This is a genomic window from Nonomuraea sp. NPDC052116 (assembly GCF_040680035.1).
In the GTDB taxonomy this organism is placed as follows: domain Bacteria; phylum Actinomycetota; class Actinomycetes; order Streptosporangiales; family Streptosporangiaceae; genus Nonomuraea; species Nonomuraea angiospora_A.
In genome coordinates, this window is the sequence record NZ_JBFAWA010000012.1 from 1 (window position 1) to 15,236 (window position 15,236).

At 72.1% G+C, this 15,236-nt stretch carries 17 protein-coding genes and 1 pseudogene; 9 read left to right on the forward strand and 9 right to left on the reverse strand.

The window, feature by feature from the left end:
* From AB0L65_RS23700 to AB0L65_RS23710, 3 genes are all read right to left on the reverse strand, one after another.
* Positions 1-679, reverse strand: a 679-nt coding sequence (locus tag AB0L65_RS23700; RefSeq protein ID WP_364248824.1) for a LacI family DNA-binding transcriptional regulator, incomplete at its 3' end; no start/stop codon positions are given.
* 34 nt (positions 680-713) lie between these two features.
* A complete protein-coding gene (locus AB0L65_RS23705) occupies positions 714-1,724 on the reverse strand; it encodes a LacI family DNA-binding transcriptional regulator (RefSeq protein ID WP_364248826.1) in 1,011 nt (336 codons plus the stop codon).
* A 246-nt stretch (positions 1,725-1,970) separates the two neighbouring features.
* Entirely contained in the window at positions 1,971-3,200 is a 1,230-nt protein-coding gene (locus AB0L65_RS23710) for a transposase (RefSeq protein WP_364248828.1), read from the reverse strand.
* Between the two features lie 168 nt (positions 3,201-3,368).
* On the opposite strand from AB0L65_RS23710, the gene AB0L65_RS23715 reads away from it, so the two are divergent.
* Genes AB0L65_RS23715 through AB0L65_RS23725 form a run of 3 tightly spaced genes read left to right on the forward strand, consistent with a single transcriptional unit; the run spans position 3,369 to position 5,681 of the window.
* Positions 3,369-3,785: a carbohydrate ABC transporter permease gene (locus tag AB0L65_RS23715; RefSeq protein ID WP_364248830.1), complete on the forward strand. Its 417-nt coding sequence runs from the start codon at positions 3,369-3,371 to the stop codon at positions 3,783-3,785.
* 13 nt (positions 3,786-3,798) lie between these two features.
* On the forward strand, positions 3,799-4,578 hold the full coding sequence (locus AB0L65_RS23720) for a ThuA domain-containing protein (RefSeq protein ID WP_364248832.1): 780 nt from the start codon (positions 3,799-3,801) through the stop codon (positions 4,576-4,578).
* Positions 4,575-5,681, forward strand: coding sequence for a Gfo/Idh/MocA family oxidoreductase (locus AB0L65_RS23725; RefSeq protein ID WP_364248834.1), 1,107 nt, complete (start codon positions 4,575-4,577; stop codon positions 5,679-5,681). The genes AB0L65_RS23720 and AB0L65_RS23725 overlap by 4 nt, the downstream gene beginning before the upstream one ends.
* Before the next feature lie 78 nt (positions 5,682-5,759).
* On the opposite strand, the gene AB0L65_RS23730 is transcribed toward AB0L65_RS23725, so the two are convergent.
* Entirely contained in the window at positions 5,760-6,509 is a 750-nt protein-coding gene (locus AB0L65_RS23730) for a cyclase family protein (protein ID WP_364248836.1), read from the reverse strand.
* A gap of 310 nt (positions 6,510-6,819) precedes the next feature.
* On the opposite strand from AB0L65_RS23730, the gene AB0L65_RS23735 reads away from it, so the two are divergent.
* Complete coding sequence (locus AB0L65_RS23735) at positions 6,820-7,575, forward strand: ZIP family zinc transporter (RefSeq protein ID WP_364248838.1); 756 nt, start codon at positions 6,820-6,822, stop codon at positions 7,573-7,575.
* A 3-nt stretch (positions 7,576-7,578) separates the two neighbouring features.
* Here AB0L65_RS23735 and AB0L65_RS23740 read toward each other — a convergent pair whose 3' ends face one another.
* From AB0L65_RS23740 to AB0L65_RS23760, 5 genes are all read right to left on the reverse strand, one after another.
* The gene (locus AB0L65_RS23740) at positions 7,579-8,115 is read right to left on the reverse strand and encodes a DUF1707 domain-containing protein (protein ID WP_364248840.1); all 537 of its coding nucleotides are present in this window, start codon (positions 8,113-8,115) and stop codon (positions 7,579-7,581) included.
* A gap of 35 nt (positions 8,116-8,150) precedes the next feature.
* Positions 8,151-8,657, reverse strand: a complete 507-nt coding sequence (locus AB0L65_RS23745; RefSeq protein WP_364248842.1) for an EXLDI protein — start codon at positions 8,655-8,657, stop codon at positions 8,151-8,153.
* A gap of 60 nt (positions 8,658-8,717) precedes the next feature.
* Positions 8,718-9,395, reverse strand: coding sequence for a 3'-5' exonuclease (locus AB0L65_RS23750; RefSeq protein WP_364248844.1), 678 nt, complete (start codon positions 9,393-9,395; stop codon positions 8,718-8,720).
* A 234-nt stretch (positions 9,396-9,629) separates the two neighbouring features.
* Positions 9,630-10,577, reverse strand: coding sequence for a M56 family metallopeptidase (locus AB0L65_RS23755; protein WP_364248846.1), 948 nt, complete (start codon positions 10,575-10,577; stop codon positions 9,630-9,632).
* The gene (locus AB0L65_RS23760) at positions 10,574-10,948 is read right to left on the reverse strand and encodes a BlaI/MecI/CopY family transcriptional regulator (protein WP_350735128.1); all 375 of its coding nucleotides are present in this window, start codon (positions 10,946-10,948) and stop codon (positions 10,574-10,576) included. The genes AB0L65_RS23755 and AB0L65_RS23760 overlap by 4 nt, the downstream gene beginning before the upstream one ends.
* 108 nt (positions 10,949-11,056) lie before the next feature.
* On the opposite strand from AB0L65_RS23760, the gene AB0L65_RS23765 reads away from it, so the two are divergent.
* The 5 genes and pseudogenes from AB0L65_RS23765 (at position 11,057) to AB0L65_RS23785 (ending at position 15,191) form a co-directional block, all read left to right on the forward strand.
* Positions 11,057-11,542 (forward strand): 2Fe-2S iron-sulfur cluster-binding protein, encoded by a 486-nt coding sequence (locus AB0L65_RS23765; RefSeq protein WP_364248848.1) that lies wholly within the window; start codon positions 11,057-11,059, stop codon positions 11,540-11,542.
* A complete protein-coding gene (locus AB0L65_RS23770; RefSeq protein WP_364248850.1) occupies positions 11,539-12,501 on the forward strand; it encodes a xanthine dehydrogenase family protein subunit M in 963 nt (320 codons plus the stop codon). The genes AB0L65_RS23765 and AB0L65_RS23770 overlap by 4 nt, the downstream gene beginning before the upstream one ends.
* Entirely contained in the window at positions 12,498-14,780 is a 2,283-nt protein-coding gene (locus AB0L65_RS23775; protein WP_364248852.1) for a xanthine dehydrogenase family protein molybdopterin-binding subunit, read from the forward strand. The genes AB0L65_RS23770 and AB0L65_RS23775 overlap by 4 nt, the downstream gene beginning before the upstream one ends.
* Before the next feature lie 26 nt (positions 14,781-14,806).
* Positions 14,807-14,950 (forward strand): annotated as a pseudogene (locus tag AB0L65_RS23780) (metal-sensing transcriptional repressor); the annotation flags it as partial.
* 28 nt (positions 14,951-14,978) lie between these two features.
* Positions 14,979-15,191 carry a copper ion binding protein gene (locus AB0L65_RS23785; protein WP_364248854.1) on the forward strand — a complete coding sequence of 71 codons (213 nt, stop codon included), beginning with the start codon at positions 14,979-14,981 and terminating at the stop codon, positions 15,189-15,191.
* Positions 15,192-15,236 lie beyond the last annotated feature (45 nt).

The following is a 15,236-nucleotide window of genomic DNA, read 5'->3' on the forward strand; positions in this document are numbered from 1 at the left end:
GCGGGACTCCGCCCCCCCCCCGGGCGGGGGGCGGTTCCCCCCGGGGCCCCGCGGGGCCGGCCGGCCCCCCCGCGGCGGGGCCGGCCGGCCGGCCGAACGGCGGCTCGGTGACGTGGTGCACCGTGTCATGTCCCAGGTCGAGCAGGTGCTCGGTGACCAGGCGCCCGCCGGAGTGCTCGTCCATCACCGCGTACGGCACGTGCCCCGGGCGGCCGTCGAACCCGGTGACGCCGATCATCGGCACCGAGCTCGGCATGCGGCCGATGACCCGCTCGCCCTGGGCGTCGAAGTCGATCACGATGACCCCCGCGATCTCCTGGCTGAGCGCGCGCCGGATCGGCCCCTCCACGTCGCCGTCGCCAGGCCCGATCATCGGGTCGATCACGCAGACGGTGACCGCGTAGTCGTTGTCCCGTGCCGCCTGCTCGATGCCGGCCAGCACCTCCGCGTACCCGTAGCGGTTGAGGTGCGACGCCATGACGGCGATCATCGACCGCGACCCCGAGATCAGCGTCCTGGCCACGCCCTTGGGCCGGTAGTCCAGCTCTTTGACGGCGCGCATGACCCGCGCCACAGTCTCCGGCCGCACCCCGGAGGAGCCGTTGAGCACCCGCGACACGGTCGGGACGGAGACCTCCGCCAGCCGCGCGACATCCGCGATCCTCGCTCCTCGTGACATGTCGCAAATATATACATGAGCAATGAAAAAATCATCAAAGAGGGGCGGGGCCGACCGACTGGCCGGGCACCAGCGTGCAGGGGATGAGGATGTTCGGAGGGGCGTCCGGCACCCCTTCGAGCTGGTCGATCAGCGCGTTCACGCCGAGGCGGCCCAGCTCGGTGGCCGGCGCCGTCATGACGGTCAGGGACGGCTCGATCATCTCGCCGAGCTCGGCGGTGGTGGCCGCGGAGATGATCGACAGGTCGTCCGGCACGCTGCGGCCGAGCGCCCGCGTCTCCTTGACCAGCCCCGCCGAGGCGCCCTCGTTCACCACGACGACGCCCGTCACCTCCGGGAAGTCCTCGCTGAGCCGGCGCGCCGCCTTCCGCCCGCCGGCCGACGTGCCCTCCACGGTGATGACGGCAGGCGGCTCGCCGGCGGCCGCCATCGCGTCGAGGTACGCGGACTTCACCCGCATGATCCAGCCGGGCTCGTTCCCGGTCGAGGCCCTCATCCGCAGGGTGACGAGCGCGATGCGCCGGTGGCCGAAGGAGCGGAGATGCCCGACGGCCTGGTCGATCGTGGCGGTGAAGTCCATGTCGACGAACGGCAGGTCTTCGTCCTCGGTCCGGCCGATCAGCGCGAAGGGGAGCCCGGACGCGATCAGCCGGTCCACGCGGGGGTCGCGGAGCTGGACCTCCATGAGCAGCGCGCCGTCCACGAGACCGCCGGCGAGCAGGTGGGACATCTGCTCGTCGTCGTTCACGGGCCACAGCACGAGGTCGTAGCCGCGCTCGCGGGCGCCGTGGGCGGCGCTCATGAGGAACTGGTTGGCCGTGGCGATCGGCCGCGCTTCGAGGTAGGGGTGCAGCAGCGCGAGGATGCGCGTGCGCGAGCTGGCCAGCGCGCGGGCCACGACGTTACGCCGGTAGCCGAGCTCCCGGATGGCCGCCTCGATCCGGGCCCGGGTCTCCGGAGCGACCCGCTTGGTGCCGTTGATGACGAAGGAGACCGTGGCGATGGAGACGCCGGCTCGCTCGGCGACATCGCGCATCGTGACCATGGATTGTCCCGCCTCCCACCTCGTGAGGACGCGCGAGCAACTCTATCGCGGCGTCGTCGGTAAATCGCTTAACTAGTTATTGACATCACCGAGCGATAGGCGCAATATACTTCACAAGCGAGCTGGGTTAAGCGCTTTACTAACGTTGTCCATGTCTTGAGAGCGATGCGTCCCGCATCCCCTGGCTCTCCGTGACTCATCTGCCAGTGGCCTCGACGAACCACTCCCACCAAGGAGTAGCTCACGTCAACTACCACCGGCTGAAGCCGGTGGCTTGCTCTCACGGTCCCGCCTGGCTGAAGGGAGGCCGGTAGCGTGTGGCTGGTTGACAGCAGCCCAGCCCGCGACGCCGCGTTGGGCGATGTTGCGGGCCGCGATGTGGTCGGCGTGCCCAGCGAGGCCGCACCGGGTGCAGGCGAAGCGGCCCCGTGCCGGCCGATTCGCCCTGCTGGTCCATCCGCATTCCGGGCAGGCCTGGCTGGTGTAGGCGGGATCGACCAGGGTGAATGCGATCCCGGCCCGGGCGGCCTTGTAGCGGGTGAACTCGATGTTCTGGGCGAACGCCCAGGAGTGCAGGGTGCGCCGCTGGAGCCGGTGAGCCCTTGCCCGCCCGCGGATGCCTTGGAGGTCTTCCAGGGCGATGCCGTGGCCGGTGCGTTCGGCTTCGCGCACCACGTACTTGCTGATTTGGTGCTTGAGGTCGGTCATCATCCGGTGCTCGCGCCCGGACAGGCGGCGCAGCACCCGCCGCGCCGCGGGAGTGCCCTTCTTCTGCAGCCGGCGGCGCTGCCGGTGCCGCCGCTGGCGCAGCGTGCGGGCATGGCCGTTACCTTCGATGGGGCCGGGCAGGGTGGGGCCGGGCAGCACCGCCCCGTCGGAGGTGACCGCCAGGTTCGCCACTCCCTGGTCCACGCCGAGGAAGCCGTTGGCAGGCTCGCCCACAGGTGGTTTGGGCAGGGTGAGGGTGACGTGCAGCCGCCACACACCGCGCCGGCAGATCAGGTCGGCCTCCCCGATCGGCAGGGTATCGAGGGCTTTGAGGTCTTCCTCGCGGCCGGTGTAGGAGACGTGGACGCGGCCGGTCGGGGTCCACAGGGACACGATGCGGGCATCTCGGTTCCAGCTCATGAGACGCGCGTCGTAGGGGATGGCGCCGTGCGGGCGGAAGATGTGGGCGCGTTTCTTGGTGGCGCGGCGGTTGGCGTAGGCGCCGGCGACCCGGGCGATGGCGCGCACGGCTGCTTGGGCGGCCAGAGCGCCGAAGTGGGCGCGCGCTTGGTGGTAGGCGAGCCGGTGAAGGTCCAGGATGGGGAAGGTGCGCTGCTGCCAGGCCAGGCGGGAGATGTAGGTGGCCGCCTGGTTGCATACCCGCACCGCGGTGGCGAGGGCGTTGGCCTGGGCGGGCGTGGGGGTGAGCCGCAGTTGCACGACCGAGGGCAGGCCGTGCCGTTTGGCGGCCGAGCGGCGGATCGCCATCGCGCACTTCCTGTCACTGGAGCAGCACCCAGCGCACGCATTACTGGCTGTTACCGATCTTTTCCATACTGTTTCCGAAAGGAGGGGTGGCGCTTCCTTTCAGCCCTGAAGGACCAGGTCTCCGCGCCACAGTCCAGATGAAGACAGCGCAGAAGCCTGCTCAACAACGTGTTCGGCCTGATCCTCGCCAACACCGCCGGCGACATCCCGTTCGCGGTGCTGCTCATCCGCGCGTTCATGGGGTCCATCCCCGGGGCGCTCGTGGAGGCGGCGCTGGTGGACGGCGCGGGCAACTTCCGGGCGTTCGTCTCGATCGTCGTGCCGATCAGCAAGAACGCGATCGTGACCGCCGCGCTCTTCACCTTCCTCAGGGCGTGGAGCGACTTCCTGTTCGCGCTCACCATGACCAGCACCCCCGAAGTCCGGCCCATCACGCTCGGCATCTACGACTACATCAACGCCAACAGCGAGGACTGGTCGGCCGTGATGGCCACCTCGGTGCTCGCCTCCGTCCCGGCGGGCCTGCTGCTGATCTTCGCCCAGCGCTACATCGCGTCCGGCGCCATCAACGGCGCGATCAAATGAGAAAGGAACCTGTGTGAAGACCCACGTCACCGTATGGGGCGAGAACCGCCACGAGCAGCTCGAACCCCGAGTCGCCGAGATCTACCCGGACGGCATGCACAACGCCATCCGCCGGGGGATCGAGGGCTGGCTGGGTGACAGCGCGACCGTCGCCACGGCCACGCTGGACGACCCCGAGCACGGCCTGACCGAGGAGGTGCTCGCGAACACCGACGTGCTCATCTGGTGGGGTCACGCCGCCCACGCGGAGGTGGCCGACGAGGTGGTGGAGCGGGTGCACCGGCACGTCCTGTCGGGCATGGGGCTGGTGGTGCTGCACTCCGGCCACTGGTCGAAGATCTTCACCAAGCTCATGGGCACCACGTGCACGCTGCGCTGGCGCAGCGAGAACGACCGCGAGCTGGTCTGGACGGTGAACCCCACCCACCCCATCGCCCGCGGCATCCCGCACCCCATCGAGATCCCCGCCCAGGAGATGTACGGCGAGCAGTTCGACATCCCCACGCCCGACGAGCTGATCTTCATCAGCTCGTTCAGCGGCGGCGAGGTCTTCCGCAGCGGCTGCACCTTCCGGCGCGGCAACGGCAAGATCTTCTACTTCAGCCCCGGTGACCAGGACTACCCGGTCTACCACCACCCGGACGTGCTGCACGTCATCGCCAACGGCGCCGAGTGGGCGGCCGGCGACCGGTCCCGGCGCGAGCTGCCGATCCTGCTCCGCTACGAGACGGGCGACTTCTTCAACGGGCACGGCTACCGCGGCGCCCTGCACAACAAGGAGCACGCCGAGTGAACCGTTCCGGCGCGCGCCCGCTCCGCGTCGTGCAGGTGGGAGCGGGTGCGATGGGCGTCGCCTGGCTGCGGACCCTGGCGGAGTCCGGCGACGTCGAGCTGGTCGGGGTGGCCGACCTCGACATGGACCGGGCGGCGCAGGCCGTACGGGCCGTGGGCGTGGACGCCGAGGTCGGCGCCTCGCTCGGCGAGCTCCTGGCGACCGGGCCGGATGTCGTCGTGAACGTCACGATCCCGGCGGCCCACACCGCGGTGAACGTCGAGGCGCTGTTCGCCGGGCTGCCGGTGCTGTGCGAGAAGCCGGCCGCGCCGACCCTCGCCGAGGCGCTCGTCCAGGCCGCCGCCGCCGAGGCGACCGGGCGGCTGCTGATGATCAGCCAGTCGCGCCGGTACTTCGCCGCTCTGGAGGCGTACCGGAGCCGGATCGCCGGGCTCGGCCCGATCGGGCTGCTCACCACCGGGTTCTTCCGCGCCCCGCGCTTCGGCGGCTTCCGCGACGAGATGGAGCAGCCGCTGCTGGTCGACATGGCCATCCATGCCTTCGACGCCGCCCGCCACCTGCTCGGCGCGGAGCCGGTCTCGGTCGGCTGCGAGAGCTGGAACCCGCCCTGGAGCTGGTACCGGGGCGACGCGGCGGCGACGGCGACCTTCCTGTTCGAGGAGGGCACCCGCTACGTGTTCACCGGCAGCTGGTGCGCGGAGGGGGCGGAGACGTCCTGGAACGGGGAGTGGCTGGCCAGCGGCGCCGAGGGCACCGCCACCTGGGACGGCGAGGACCGCGTCACGTCCAGCGCCGGCGGCGCGGTGGACGTGCCGCGGGGTGACCGGGAGCAGATCGCCGGGGCGCTCGCGGAGTTCGTGGCGGCGCTGCGCGCGGGGGTGGAGCCGCCGGGGGCGATCGCGGGCAACGTCCGCAGCCTCGCGATGGTCGAGGCGGCGGTCCGCTCCGCGGAGACCGGTCAGCGCGTCGAGATCGACGCGCTGCTGGACCGCGCCTACCACGACGCGCTGTCGCACCCCGTACGCGAGGAGATCCGTACGCGGCTCGAGTCCTGGGGAACGGCGACGGCGGCGCTGCCGAGACAGCGGGCCGTCACGAGCTGACGCCGACGAGCTCCTCCGGCGCGGCGGCCATGCCGTCCGGCCGGTCGCGGTCGTTGACCGCGGCCGGCCGCACCGCTCTCAGCCGGTCGGGCACAGGGCGAAGACGCGGGCCGGGAAACCGGATCCGCCCTGGGGCTTGGGCCAGGTCGCCACGATCAGCGCGCCCGTCTTGGGCACCTGGTCGAGGTTGGCCATCAGCTCGATCTGCCACCGGTCCCGCGCCAGGACGTACAGCTCCAGGCTGAAGTCGCCCGTGGACGTGGCCGACCCGGGATCGGTGTCGGTCTGCTCATGGCCGATCGCGGTGACGCCGGCCTGCTCGAACAGGTAGCGCAGCACGTCGGCCGACCAGCCGGGGGTGTGGCTGACCCCCGCCGCGTCCCTGTTGGCCATCGCGTCCAGGTCCGGCCAGCGCCGGCCCCAGCCGGTCCGCAGCGCCACGAACGCCCCGGCGGGGATCCTCCCGTTGCGCCGCTCCCATGCCGCGACGTCCTCCATCGTCGGCGTGGCGTCCGGATCGGCCTCCACGCGCTGGGTGATGTCGAGCACCACCAGCGGCAGGATCATCTCCTCCACCGGGATCTCGTCGACGGTCCGCGCGCCGGCCACGAAGTGCACGGGCGGGTCCACGTGCGTGCCCCACTGCCCGACGAGCGTGTACAGGTGGACGTTGAAGCCGTCCCCGCGGTCCATGTCGAAGACCTTCTCGCGCCGCTCGTCCGGGAACGCGGCGAAGTGCGGCTGCCCCGGTCGGAAGGCGTGGGTGAGGTCCACGCAGGTCGTCTTCGCGGTGAGCTCGCGGTAGGCCGACCACAGAGGGGGTTCCATGAGCTTGGTTCTCCTTCGTCTGGACAGGGGCGGGACGCGTACCGCGTCCGTGGCGCAGGTGGTACTACAAGTAGCAGATCGCCACGAACGGGACACTGAAGTACAAGGCGGCGACCTGAGAGCCGCGATTCGCCCACCGGCTCGAGAACGCCCTGCGGGGAACCCCGAGCCGTCCGCTCAGCCGGCGCCGTCCCCTGTCACCACGACCACTGCACTGCTCAATGGCCGCATATCGGGGCGGTTGACTGCAGCCCCCTCCGGCCGGACGGGAACGTGCGGCGCGTACAGTCCTGCGGGTGGAGGTGCGGTGATGCCGGAATGGCTGGAGGCGGGGCTGTGGGGGTCGGTGGCCGGCGGGGCCCTGGTCGTGGGAGCCGCGGTCGCCTGGTCGGTGAAGGTCCCGGCGCGCTGGATCGCCATGATCATGGCCTTCGGGGCCGGTGTCCTGATCTCGGCGCTGTCGTTCGAGCTGATGGACGAGGCCGAGCGCGCCGGCGGGCTCCTACCGGCCGCCGCCGGCTTCCTCGCCGGCGCCTGCGCGTACGTGGCGGCCAACGCGCTGCTGGCCCGGTACGGCGCGCGGCACCGCAAGCGTTCGGGCGATCAGCAGCCGAGCGAGGCCGACGTCCAGGGGAGCGGCGCGGCGATCGCCATCGGCGCGCTGCTCGACGGCATCCCCGAGTCCGTGGTGCTCGGCCTGTCCCTCGTGGGCGGGGGGAAGATCGGGCTCGCCGTGCTCGCCGCGGTCTTCATCTCGAACGTCCCCGAAGGGCTCTCCAGCGCCGCCGGGATGAAGCGCGCGGGCCGCGGCCCCGGTTACGTGTTCGGCATCTGGGGCGGGATCGCGCTGGCCAGCGGCCTGGCGGCGCTGCTCGGCAACCTGACCATGCAGTCAGCCTCGCCCGCGTTCACGGCGGTGATCATGGGGGTGGCGGCGGGCGCGATCCTCGCCATGGTGGCCGACACGATGATCCCCGAAGCCTTCGATCGCGCGCACACCCTCACGGGGCTCATCACCACGATCGGATTCCTGGCGGCCTTCGCCATCGAGCGCCTGGCCGAGTGAGCCTCACCGGCTGAGCCGGCGGCGGGAGACGCGGATCCGCAGCCGGCCGTAGGGGAGGGTCCCGGTGACCAGGACGTGCGGAGCGCCGGGACGAGGTCGGCCCGGCGCCTCGCAGGTCACGCGGCCCCAGTCGGTGCGCACCCTGTCGGTGTTCGCGGTCGCGCCGCGCGGCAGGACGATCGTGGCGGATCCGTAGTCGAGCCGGAGGCCGATCTCGATCTCGGCATGCGGGATGACGGCCCGGGACAGATCCAGCCGTACCTGGCCGTACTCGGACTCGATCCGCAACCGGCGCGGGACCTGCCAGTCGCCCGCCCGCCTGATGCGGCCGCCGGTGGAGCTCAGCTCCACCGTCTCGTCCGGGGGCTCCGGCAGGTCGGCGGTGACCGCCACCAGGTCGCCGTGGGAGGTGGCGGTGAGCGCCCGTTCGAGCCGCTCCTCCATCTCGGCGGAGCCGAGCCGGCCGTCGGCGAAGGCCTGCTGAAGTCGTTGGACGACCATGTCGCGGTCGCCGTCGGAGACTCGCGTCCGGAGTTCCATGATTGCCTTCCTGTTCGGTCGTGGCGGCTCGCCGGTCAGAGGTCGAGGTCCTCGACGACGGGGCGTTCGGCGATCCCGGCGACCCGGTCGTAGAACTCGGCGGGAATCCTGCCGCGCAGCTCCTCGATCGTGCCGACGACCTCCACGACGGCATCCCCCGGCACGAAGCCCCAGCTCGTCTCGCCCAGGCCGAGGTAGCCGAGCCAGTCGTCGGACTCCGAGCCGCTCACCCAGTCCGGCGAGCGATCGACGTGCAGGACGAACGTGCCCTTGCCCGAGCGGTACACCCGGAACGTCTCCACCCGCCCGCCGCGGCTGGTGCGGCCCCACTCGCCGAGCAGCACCCCCGAGAATCGCCGCTCGTCCCCGGCGACCTGGATGACGATCTCGTCGTAGCCCTGCCGGCGGCCCTCCTCCGCCTCGACGTAGCGCCGCAGCGCCTCGCTGATCGCCGCCGCCGGCGTGCCGCCCGCCAGGCCCTGCGCCCGCTCCAGCAGCGGAAGGTCCTCGTCCGGGATCTCGATCGTCGTGCCGCGCACCATGGTCGCCCTCCTCGTGTATACGTATAAGCCTACGTATAAGAGGAGATGATGGCAACAGGGTCAGAACAGGCCCGGCTGCTCGCTCGGCCGGTGCGGCGGCCGTTTGGGTGCGAGGCCGCCGATGGCGTCGAGGTCGTACAGGGAGCGCCAGCGCGTGCGGCCCCCCTCGGCCAGCAGCCGCCGCAGCAGCCGCGCCGTCACCTCGGCGTCCGGCAGGGCCCGGTGGCGACCGGCCGGGCAGGGGATGCCCAGGTGCGCGAGCAGCGTGTCCAGGCTGTGGGAGGGCAGCCGCGGATACAGGTGGCGGGCCAGCCGTACGGTGTCGAGCAGCGGGACGGCGGCCAGTCGCGGGCACCACGACCGCAGCCCGGCGATCAGGGCCGCCTCGGTCGCGGCGTGATGGGCGACGAGCCGGTACGGCGGCGTCGTCAGGCGGTCGTCGAGAGCGGCCATGACCTGCTCGGCCGGTGGGGCGGTGGCGAGCATGGCATCCGTGATGCCGGTCTGCCGCACGTCCCACGGGGTGACGGCCACGCCCGCCGGCGGGGCCATCAACGACTCGAACCGCCACATCTCGGCCAGGTCGCCGCCGCTCGCCTTGACGGCGCACACTCCCACCTCGACCGGCACCAGGGGACGCCCCTGCGGCGTCAGCCCCTCGAAGTCGATGACGACCAGAGTGTGGCGGGTGAAAACGGCGTCGCCGTACAAGTCGGTCCGTGCTGCGGGCGCGTCCACGCGGTGACGGTACCCCGTCGCCCGTCCGCACACCCGCGATGCGGGAATCCGACTACCGCGCCCAGGAGGTCGCGCGGGCACGAGTGAGGCGGGCCGAGCCCACCCGGCCGAACGGCCCGGGCGTGCCGTTCGAGGAGGTCGGGGCGGGGCTGGGCGGCGGCGAGAGCGAGGGCAACCGGCAATCTCATGCCCCGCATACACCGGAGAGGGCCCGACGGTTCCGGGGCCGCGGGCTCAGAAGGTGAGGAGGGAATGGCAGTGGTGGGCCACGAACGAGGCGAAGCCGGGCACCAGCGCCACCGCCGCCGGCCCGCTCAGCAGCAGCGCCACGCTCGCCACCCCGGCCAGGCGCTCCACGCGCCTGAGCGGGGAGGCGGGATTGAGCATGCGGCGTACGCGCAGGAGCGCGGTGTCGCCGCCGGCGCCGAGCGCGAACGCGGGTGCCCGCCCGGTGGCCAGGCCGACGAGCGCGGCGGCGATCTGCACCCGGGGATGGCGCCGCGCCGCGACATCGTCGGCCAGCAGCTCGATCAGCCGGACGATCTCCGCCTCGGCCGCCCGGAACACGGGCACCTTCGGAAACGCCCTGGCCAGAGTGTGTGCCGCGGCGAGCGCCAGGTGATGCCTGCCGCGCAGGTGGGCGCGCTCGTGCGCCAGGACGGCGGCGACCTGCTCGGGGGTGAGGCTGCGCAGGGCCCCGGTGGTGATGACGGTCTGGGCGCGCCTGCCGGGCAGGCAGTAGGCCAGCCGCTCGTCGTGGTCGAGCACGATCGCGTCGAGGTCGCGGTCGCGCCGGCCGAGCAGGCCGAGCATGGCCGCGTGCGCACGTCGTTCCGTGCTCGTCCTGACCAGGACGGCCGCGCCGCACGCGAGCAGCCGCGCCAGCACCGCACCCGCGGCCAGGAGCGCGCCCGCGCCGGCCACGGTCAGGCCGTCGCCGTCCGACAACATCGCCGCGCAGATCTCGAACAGCCCGGCCAGCCCGTGCCCCACGACGTCGGCGGGCACGGCGAAGGCGAACGCGGCCAGAACGGCGGAGGCGACCACGGAGGCGCCGGCCGCCTGCCACATCGCGATCGCCAGCCGGGGCGCCCGGTCGGCCCAGCGCGCGGTCCGCATCAGCCGCGGCAGCCAGATCGCGGCGACCACCGTGTAGAGCGCAAGGACGGCGGCTGCGATCACGCCTGCCCGCCCTTGGGCGGGAACACCTGCAGGGCCGCCTCCAGGGCGGTCGCCTCCTCGGGGGTGAGCCGTTCGAGGAAGTGGACCAGCGTGGCGGCCTGGTTGCCGCTGCCGGCCAGCGCGGCCCGCATCAGGTCGGCCGTGTAGGCCTCCTTGGAGGCGACCGGCTCGTAGATGTAGGCGCGGCGGACGGGCTCGCGCTTGAGCAGGCCCTTGGTGTGCAGCTTGTCCATTACGGTCATGACCGTCGTGTAGGCGATGGTGCGCTCCTGCCGCAGTTCTTCCAGCACGTCCCGGACGGAGGCAGGCTGCCGCCGGGCCCACATCCGCTCCATGATGGTGGATTCGAGCTCTCCTAGGCCGCGCGTCATGACGCGAATGCTATCCGCGGTCGTAGTTCCGGAACAGCGCTCATACCGAGGAGGGGTATAGTCGGCCCGGTAAGCCGTACATGGATGTACGAGTTAAAGGAGTTTCGGATGCCATCCATACAGGTGCGGTTGTCGGTGAACGGCCGCCGGCACGAGCTGGAGCTCGACACCCGCGTCAGCCTGCTCGACTGCCTGCGCGAACACCTCGCCCTGACCGGGACGAAGAAGGGATGCGACCAGGGTGCCTGCGGCGCCTGCACGGTGCTGGTGGACGGCGAGCGGGTCAACTCCTGCCTCGTGCTCGCCGTCCAGTGCCAGGACGCGGAGATCACGACCATCGAGGGGCTCGGCGAGCCGGGGCAGGCGCTGCGGGAGGCGTTCGTGCGTCACGACGGGCTGCAGTGCGGCTACTGCACGCCGGGGCAGATCTGCTCGGCGGTGGCCATGCTCGGCGAGTACGACGCGGGGGTGCCGAGCGCCGTCGGAGCGGCGAGCCTGACGGACGCCGAGATCAGGGAGCGGCTGGCCGGAAATCTGTGCCGGTGCGGCGCGTACAACGGGATCCTCGCGGCCGTGAGAGAGGTCGCCCGATGAACCCGTTCTCCTACGTCACCGCCACCGACCCGGCCGAAGCCCGCGCCCTCGCCGCCGAGGGGGCGAAATACCTGGCGGGCGGCACCAACCTCGTCGACCTGATGCGCGAGGGCATCGAGACGCCGGAACGGCTGGTGGACATCGGCCGGCTGCCGCTGGCCGGGATCGAGGACCTGCCCGGCGGCGGGCTGCGGATCGGCGCCCTGGCCCGCAACACGCGCGTGGCCGCCGACCCCCGGGTCCGCGACCGCTACCCGCTGCTGTCCGAGGCCATCGTGAACGGCGCCTCGCCCCAGCTGCGCAACCGGGCGACGGTGGGCGGCAACCTCCTGCAGCGCACCCGCTGCGGCTACTTCTACGACCGCCACTCGGCCTGCGGCAAGCGGGAGCCGGGTGCCGGCTGCGACGCCCTCGACGGGTTCAACCGCATGCACGCAGTCCTCGGCGCGGGGGAGAGCTGCATCGCCGTGCATCCGTCGGACATGTGCGTGGCCCTGGCCGCCCTCGACGCCGTGGTCAACATCGCCGGCCGCGACCCCGTGCCACTGGCGGACTTCCACCTCCTCCCCGGGGACACCCCGCACGTGGAGACGGTGCTCCGGCCGGGCGAGCTGGTCACGTCGATCGACCTGCCACCCGTCCCTCCCGGCCACTCGGTCTATCTGAAGGTCCGCGATCGGGCCAGTTACGCCTTCGCGCTGGTGAGCGTGGCCGTGTTCACCCATCTGGAGGACGGGCGGGCGAGCCGGGTGCGCATCGCGCTGGGCGGGGTCGCGCCCAAGCCGTGGCGCGCGTACGAGGCCGAACGGCTCCTCACCGGCACCTCGCTCGACGACCACCTCATCGACCAGGCCGCCGAGCGGGCCCTGGCGGACGCGCGGCCGCGCGAGCACAACGCGTTCAAGCCCGAGCTGGCCAGGCGGCTGATCCGCCGAGCTCTGAAGGGAGCCTGCTCATGACCCTCGCATCGCGCGGCTTCACCCTCGCCGGCAAGGCGATGGCCAGGCTGGCCAGGCTCCTCCCGGACGGCCGGCCCGACCCCCTGGCCCACCAGCGCGCCGAACTGGGCCGCCCCGCCGACCGGCTGGACGGCCCCGCCAAGGCCGCGGGCGCCGTCCGCTACACGGCCGAGCACCGGCTCCCCGGCCTCGTCCACGCCGTCGTCGTGGGCAGCACCATCGCCAGGGGCCGCGTCACCGCCATCCACGTGCCTCCCGCGCCCGGCGTGCTGCTCGTGATGACCCACCACAACGCGCCCGCGATGAAGCGCACCGCCGCCTACGCCACCCTCCGCGGCCCGCTGGGCGCCGCCGCGATCAGCCTGCCCGTGCTCAACACCGACGAGATCTTCTGGTACGGCCAGCCCATCGCGGTGGTCGTCGCCGAGTCCCCGGAGCAGGCCAGGCACGCGGCCTCCCTGATCCACGCCGACTACCAGCGGTGGCCCGCCGCGCTGTCGATGACCGGGCAGCGGCCCTTCACGCCCGCGCACGCCGTACTGGAGGAGCCGGTGACCAGGATCGGCGACCCTCGCACCGCCCCGGCGGCGGTCACCGTCGAGGCCGAGTACGCCACGCCGCTCGAATACCACAACGCGATGGAGCCGCACGCCACCGTGGCCCACTGGGAGGGCGACCGGCTCACCGTCCACGACACCTCGCAATACCCCTACGGGGTCAAGGAGATGCTGGCCAGGAAGTTCTCGCTGGCCGAGGAGAACGTCCGCGTGCTCGCGCCGTTCATCGGCGGCGGCTTCGGCGGCAAGACCGTCGCCTGGCCGCACGTCTGGCTCGCCGTGGCCGCGGCCAGGCTCTCCGGCCGGCCGGTCAAGCTCGTCCTGTCGCGCGCCGACCTGTTCGCCATGACCGGCGGGCGGGCCCCGACCCGCAGTCGCGTCTCGCTCGGAGCCGACGCCTCCGGGCGGCTCACCGCGCTGGAGCACCACGCCCTGTCGTCGTGCAGCGCCGACAAGTTCGCCGAGGCCGCGGTCATCGCCTCCCGGCATCTGTACGCCTGCCCCAACCTGCACAGCGCCCAGCAGGTGGTACGCCTGGACCGCATCCAGAACGCCTTCTTCCGCGGCCCCGGCGTCGCGCCGGGCTCCTTCGCCCTGGAGTCGGCCATGGACGAACTGGCCTGGCGGCTCGGCCTGGACCCGCTCGAACTGCGCCTGCGCAACGAGCCGGACCGCGACCCGGTCGCGGGCAACCGGTTCACCAGCCGCCACCTGCGCGAGGCGTACCAGCTCGGCGCGGACGCGTTCGGCTGGTCGCGGCGCCCGCCCGTGCCCCGCGCGACCCGCGACGGCCGCTGGCTCATCGGGTACGGCATGGCCGCCGCGATCAACCCCGACGCCGTGCTCATCGCCGGGGTCAAGCTCCGCCTGTCCGCCGACGGCACGGTCACCGTCCGCAGCAGCACCAACGAACTGGGCGCCGGCACCTCGACCGCGCAGAGCCAGGCCACCGCCGACCGGCTCGGCCTGCCCCTCGACCGGGTCCGCTTCGAACAGGGCGACTCCGACGTGGCCAGGACCCGCATCCCCGGCGCCTCGGCCGCCACCACGACGCTCGCCTCGGCCATCTGGTCGGCCCGCGACAAGCTCGTCCGCGAGCTGCTGAAACTGGCGCGCGGCACCGGTTCGCCGCTGGCCGGACTGTCGCCCGGCGAGGCGGAGACCCGCGACGGCGGCCTGTTCGGCCCTCGTGGAGGAGAGACCTACGAGCGCATCCTGGCCAGGGCCGGGCTGGACGGGGTGGAGGTGGAGGGCAGGTCGGCGCTGCCGTACCAGACGATCAAGCGTGGCACCTACTCCTACGGCGCGCACTTCTGCGAGGTGCGGGTGGACGAGGACACCGGCGAGACGCGCGTCACGCGCTGGGCCGGGGCGTTCGACGGCGGCCGGATCGTCAACCCCAAGCAGGCCGCCGGCCAGATGCGCGGCGGGATCATCATGGGCATCGGCATGGCGCTGACCGAGGAGGCGCTGCTCGACGAGCGCACGGGCCTGGTCGTCAACCACAGCCTGGCCGACTATCACGTGCCGACGCACGCCGACGTGCCCGACATCGACATCCGCTTCGTCGACCGGCCGGACCCGCAGACCCCGCTCGGCGCCAAGGGCATCGGCGAGCTCGGCATCGTGGGCGTGGCGGCCGCCGTCGCCAACGCCGTCCACCACGCGACCGGCAAACGCGTCCGATCCCTGCCCATCACCCCGGACAAGCTCATGTTTTGAATACGGTAGGGGGGTATGGTACGTTCAAGGCGATGCAGTCGGTCGCGATCTCCCTGTTGGAGGATCACCTGGCGCACTGTGTCGCCGAGGCCGCCGCTCAGGGCGGGCCGGAGGCTCAGGCGAAGGTCAAAGAGGCTTCCGACGCCATCGCGCGGCTCGTTCGTTCCTGACAGGCAGCATCGGAGAGGGTTGATCGATATGGCTACCGCTACCTACACCGTCACGGGCATGACCTGCGGGCACTGCGTGAGCTCGGTGAAGGAGGAGGTCGGTGAGGTGTCCGGGGCCACCTCGGTTGAGGTCGACCTGGCCAGCGGCCTGCTGACCGTGGAGAGTGACGGCCCCGTGGAGGCGGCGAACATCGTGGCCGCGGTCGAGGAAGCGGGGTATGAGGTGGCGAATCGGTCATGAACGCGGCGGAGAGTGATACCCCCGGGAGGCTCCAAGCGTCCGGGA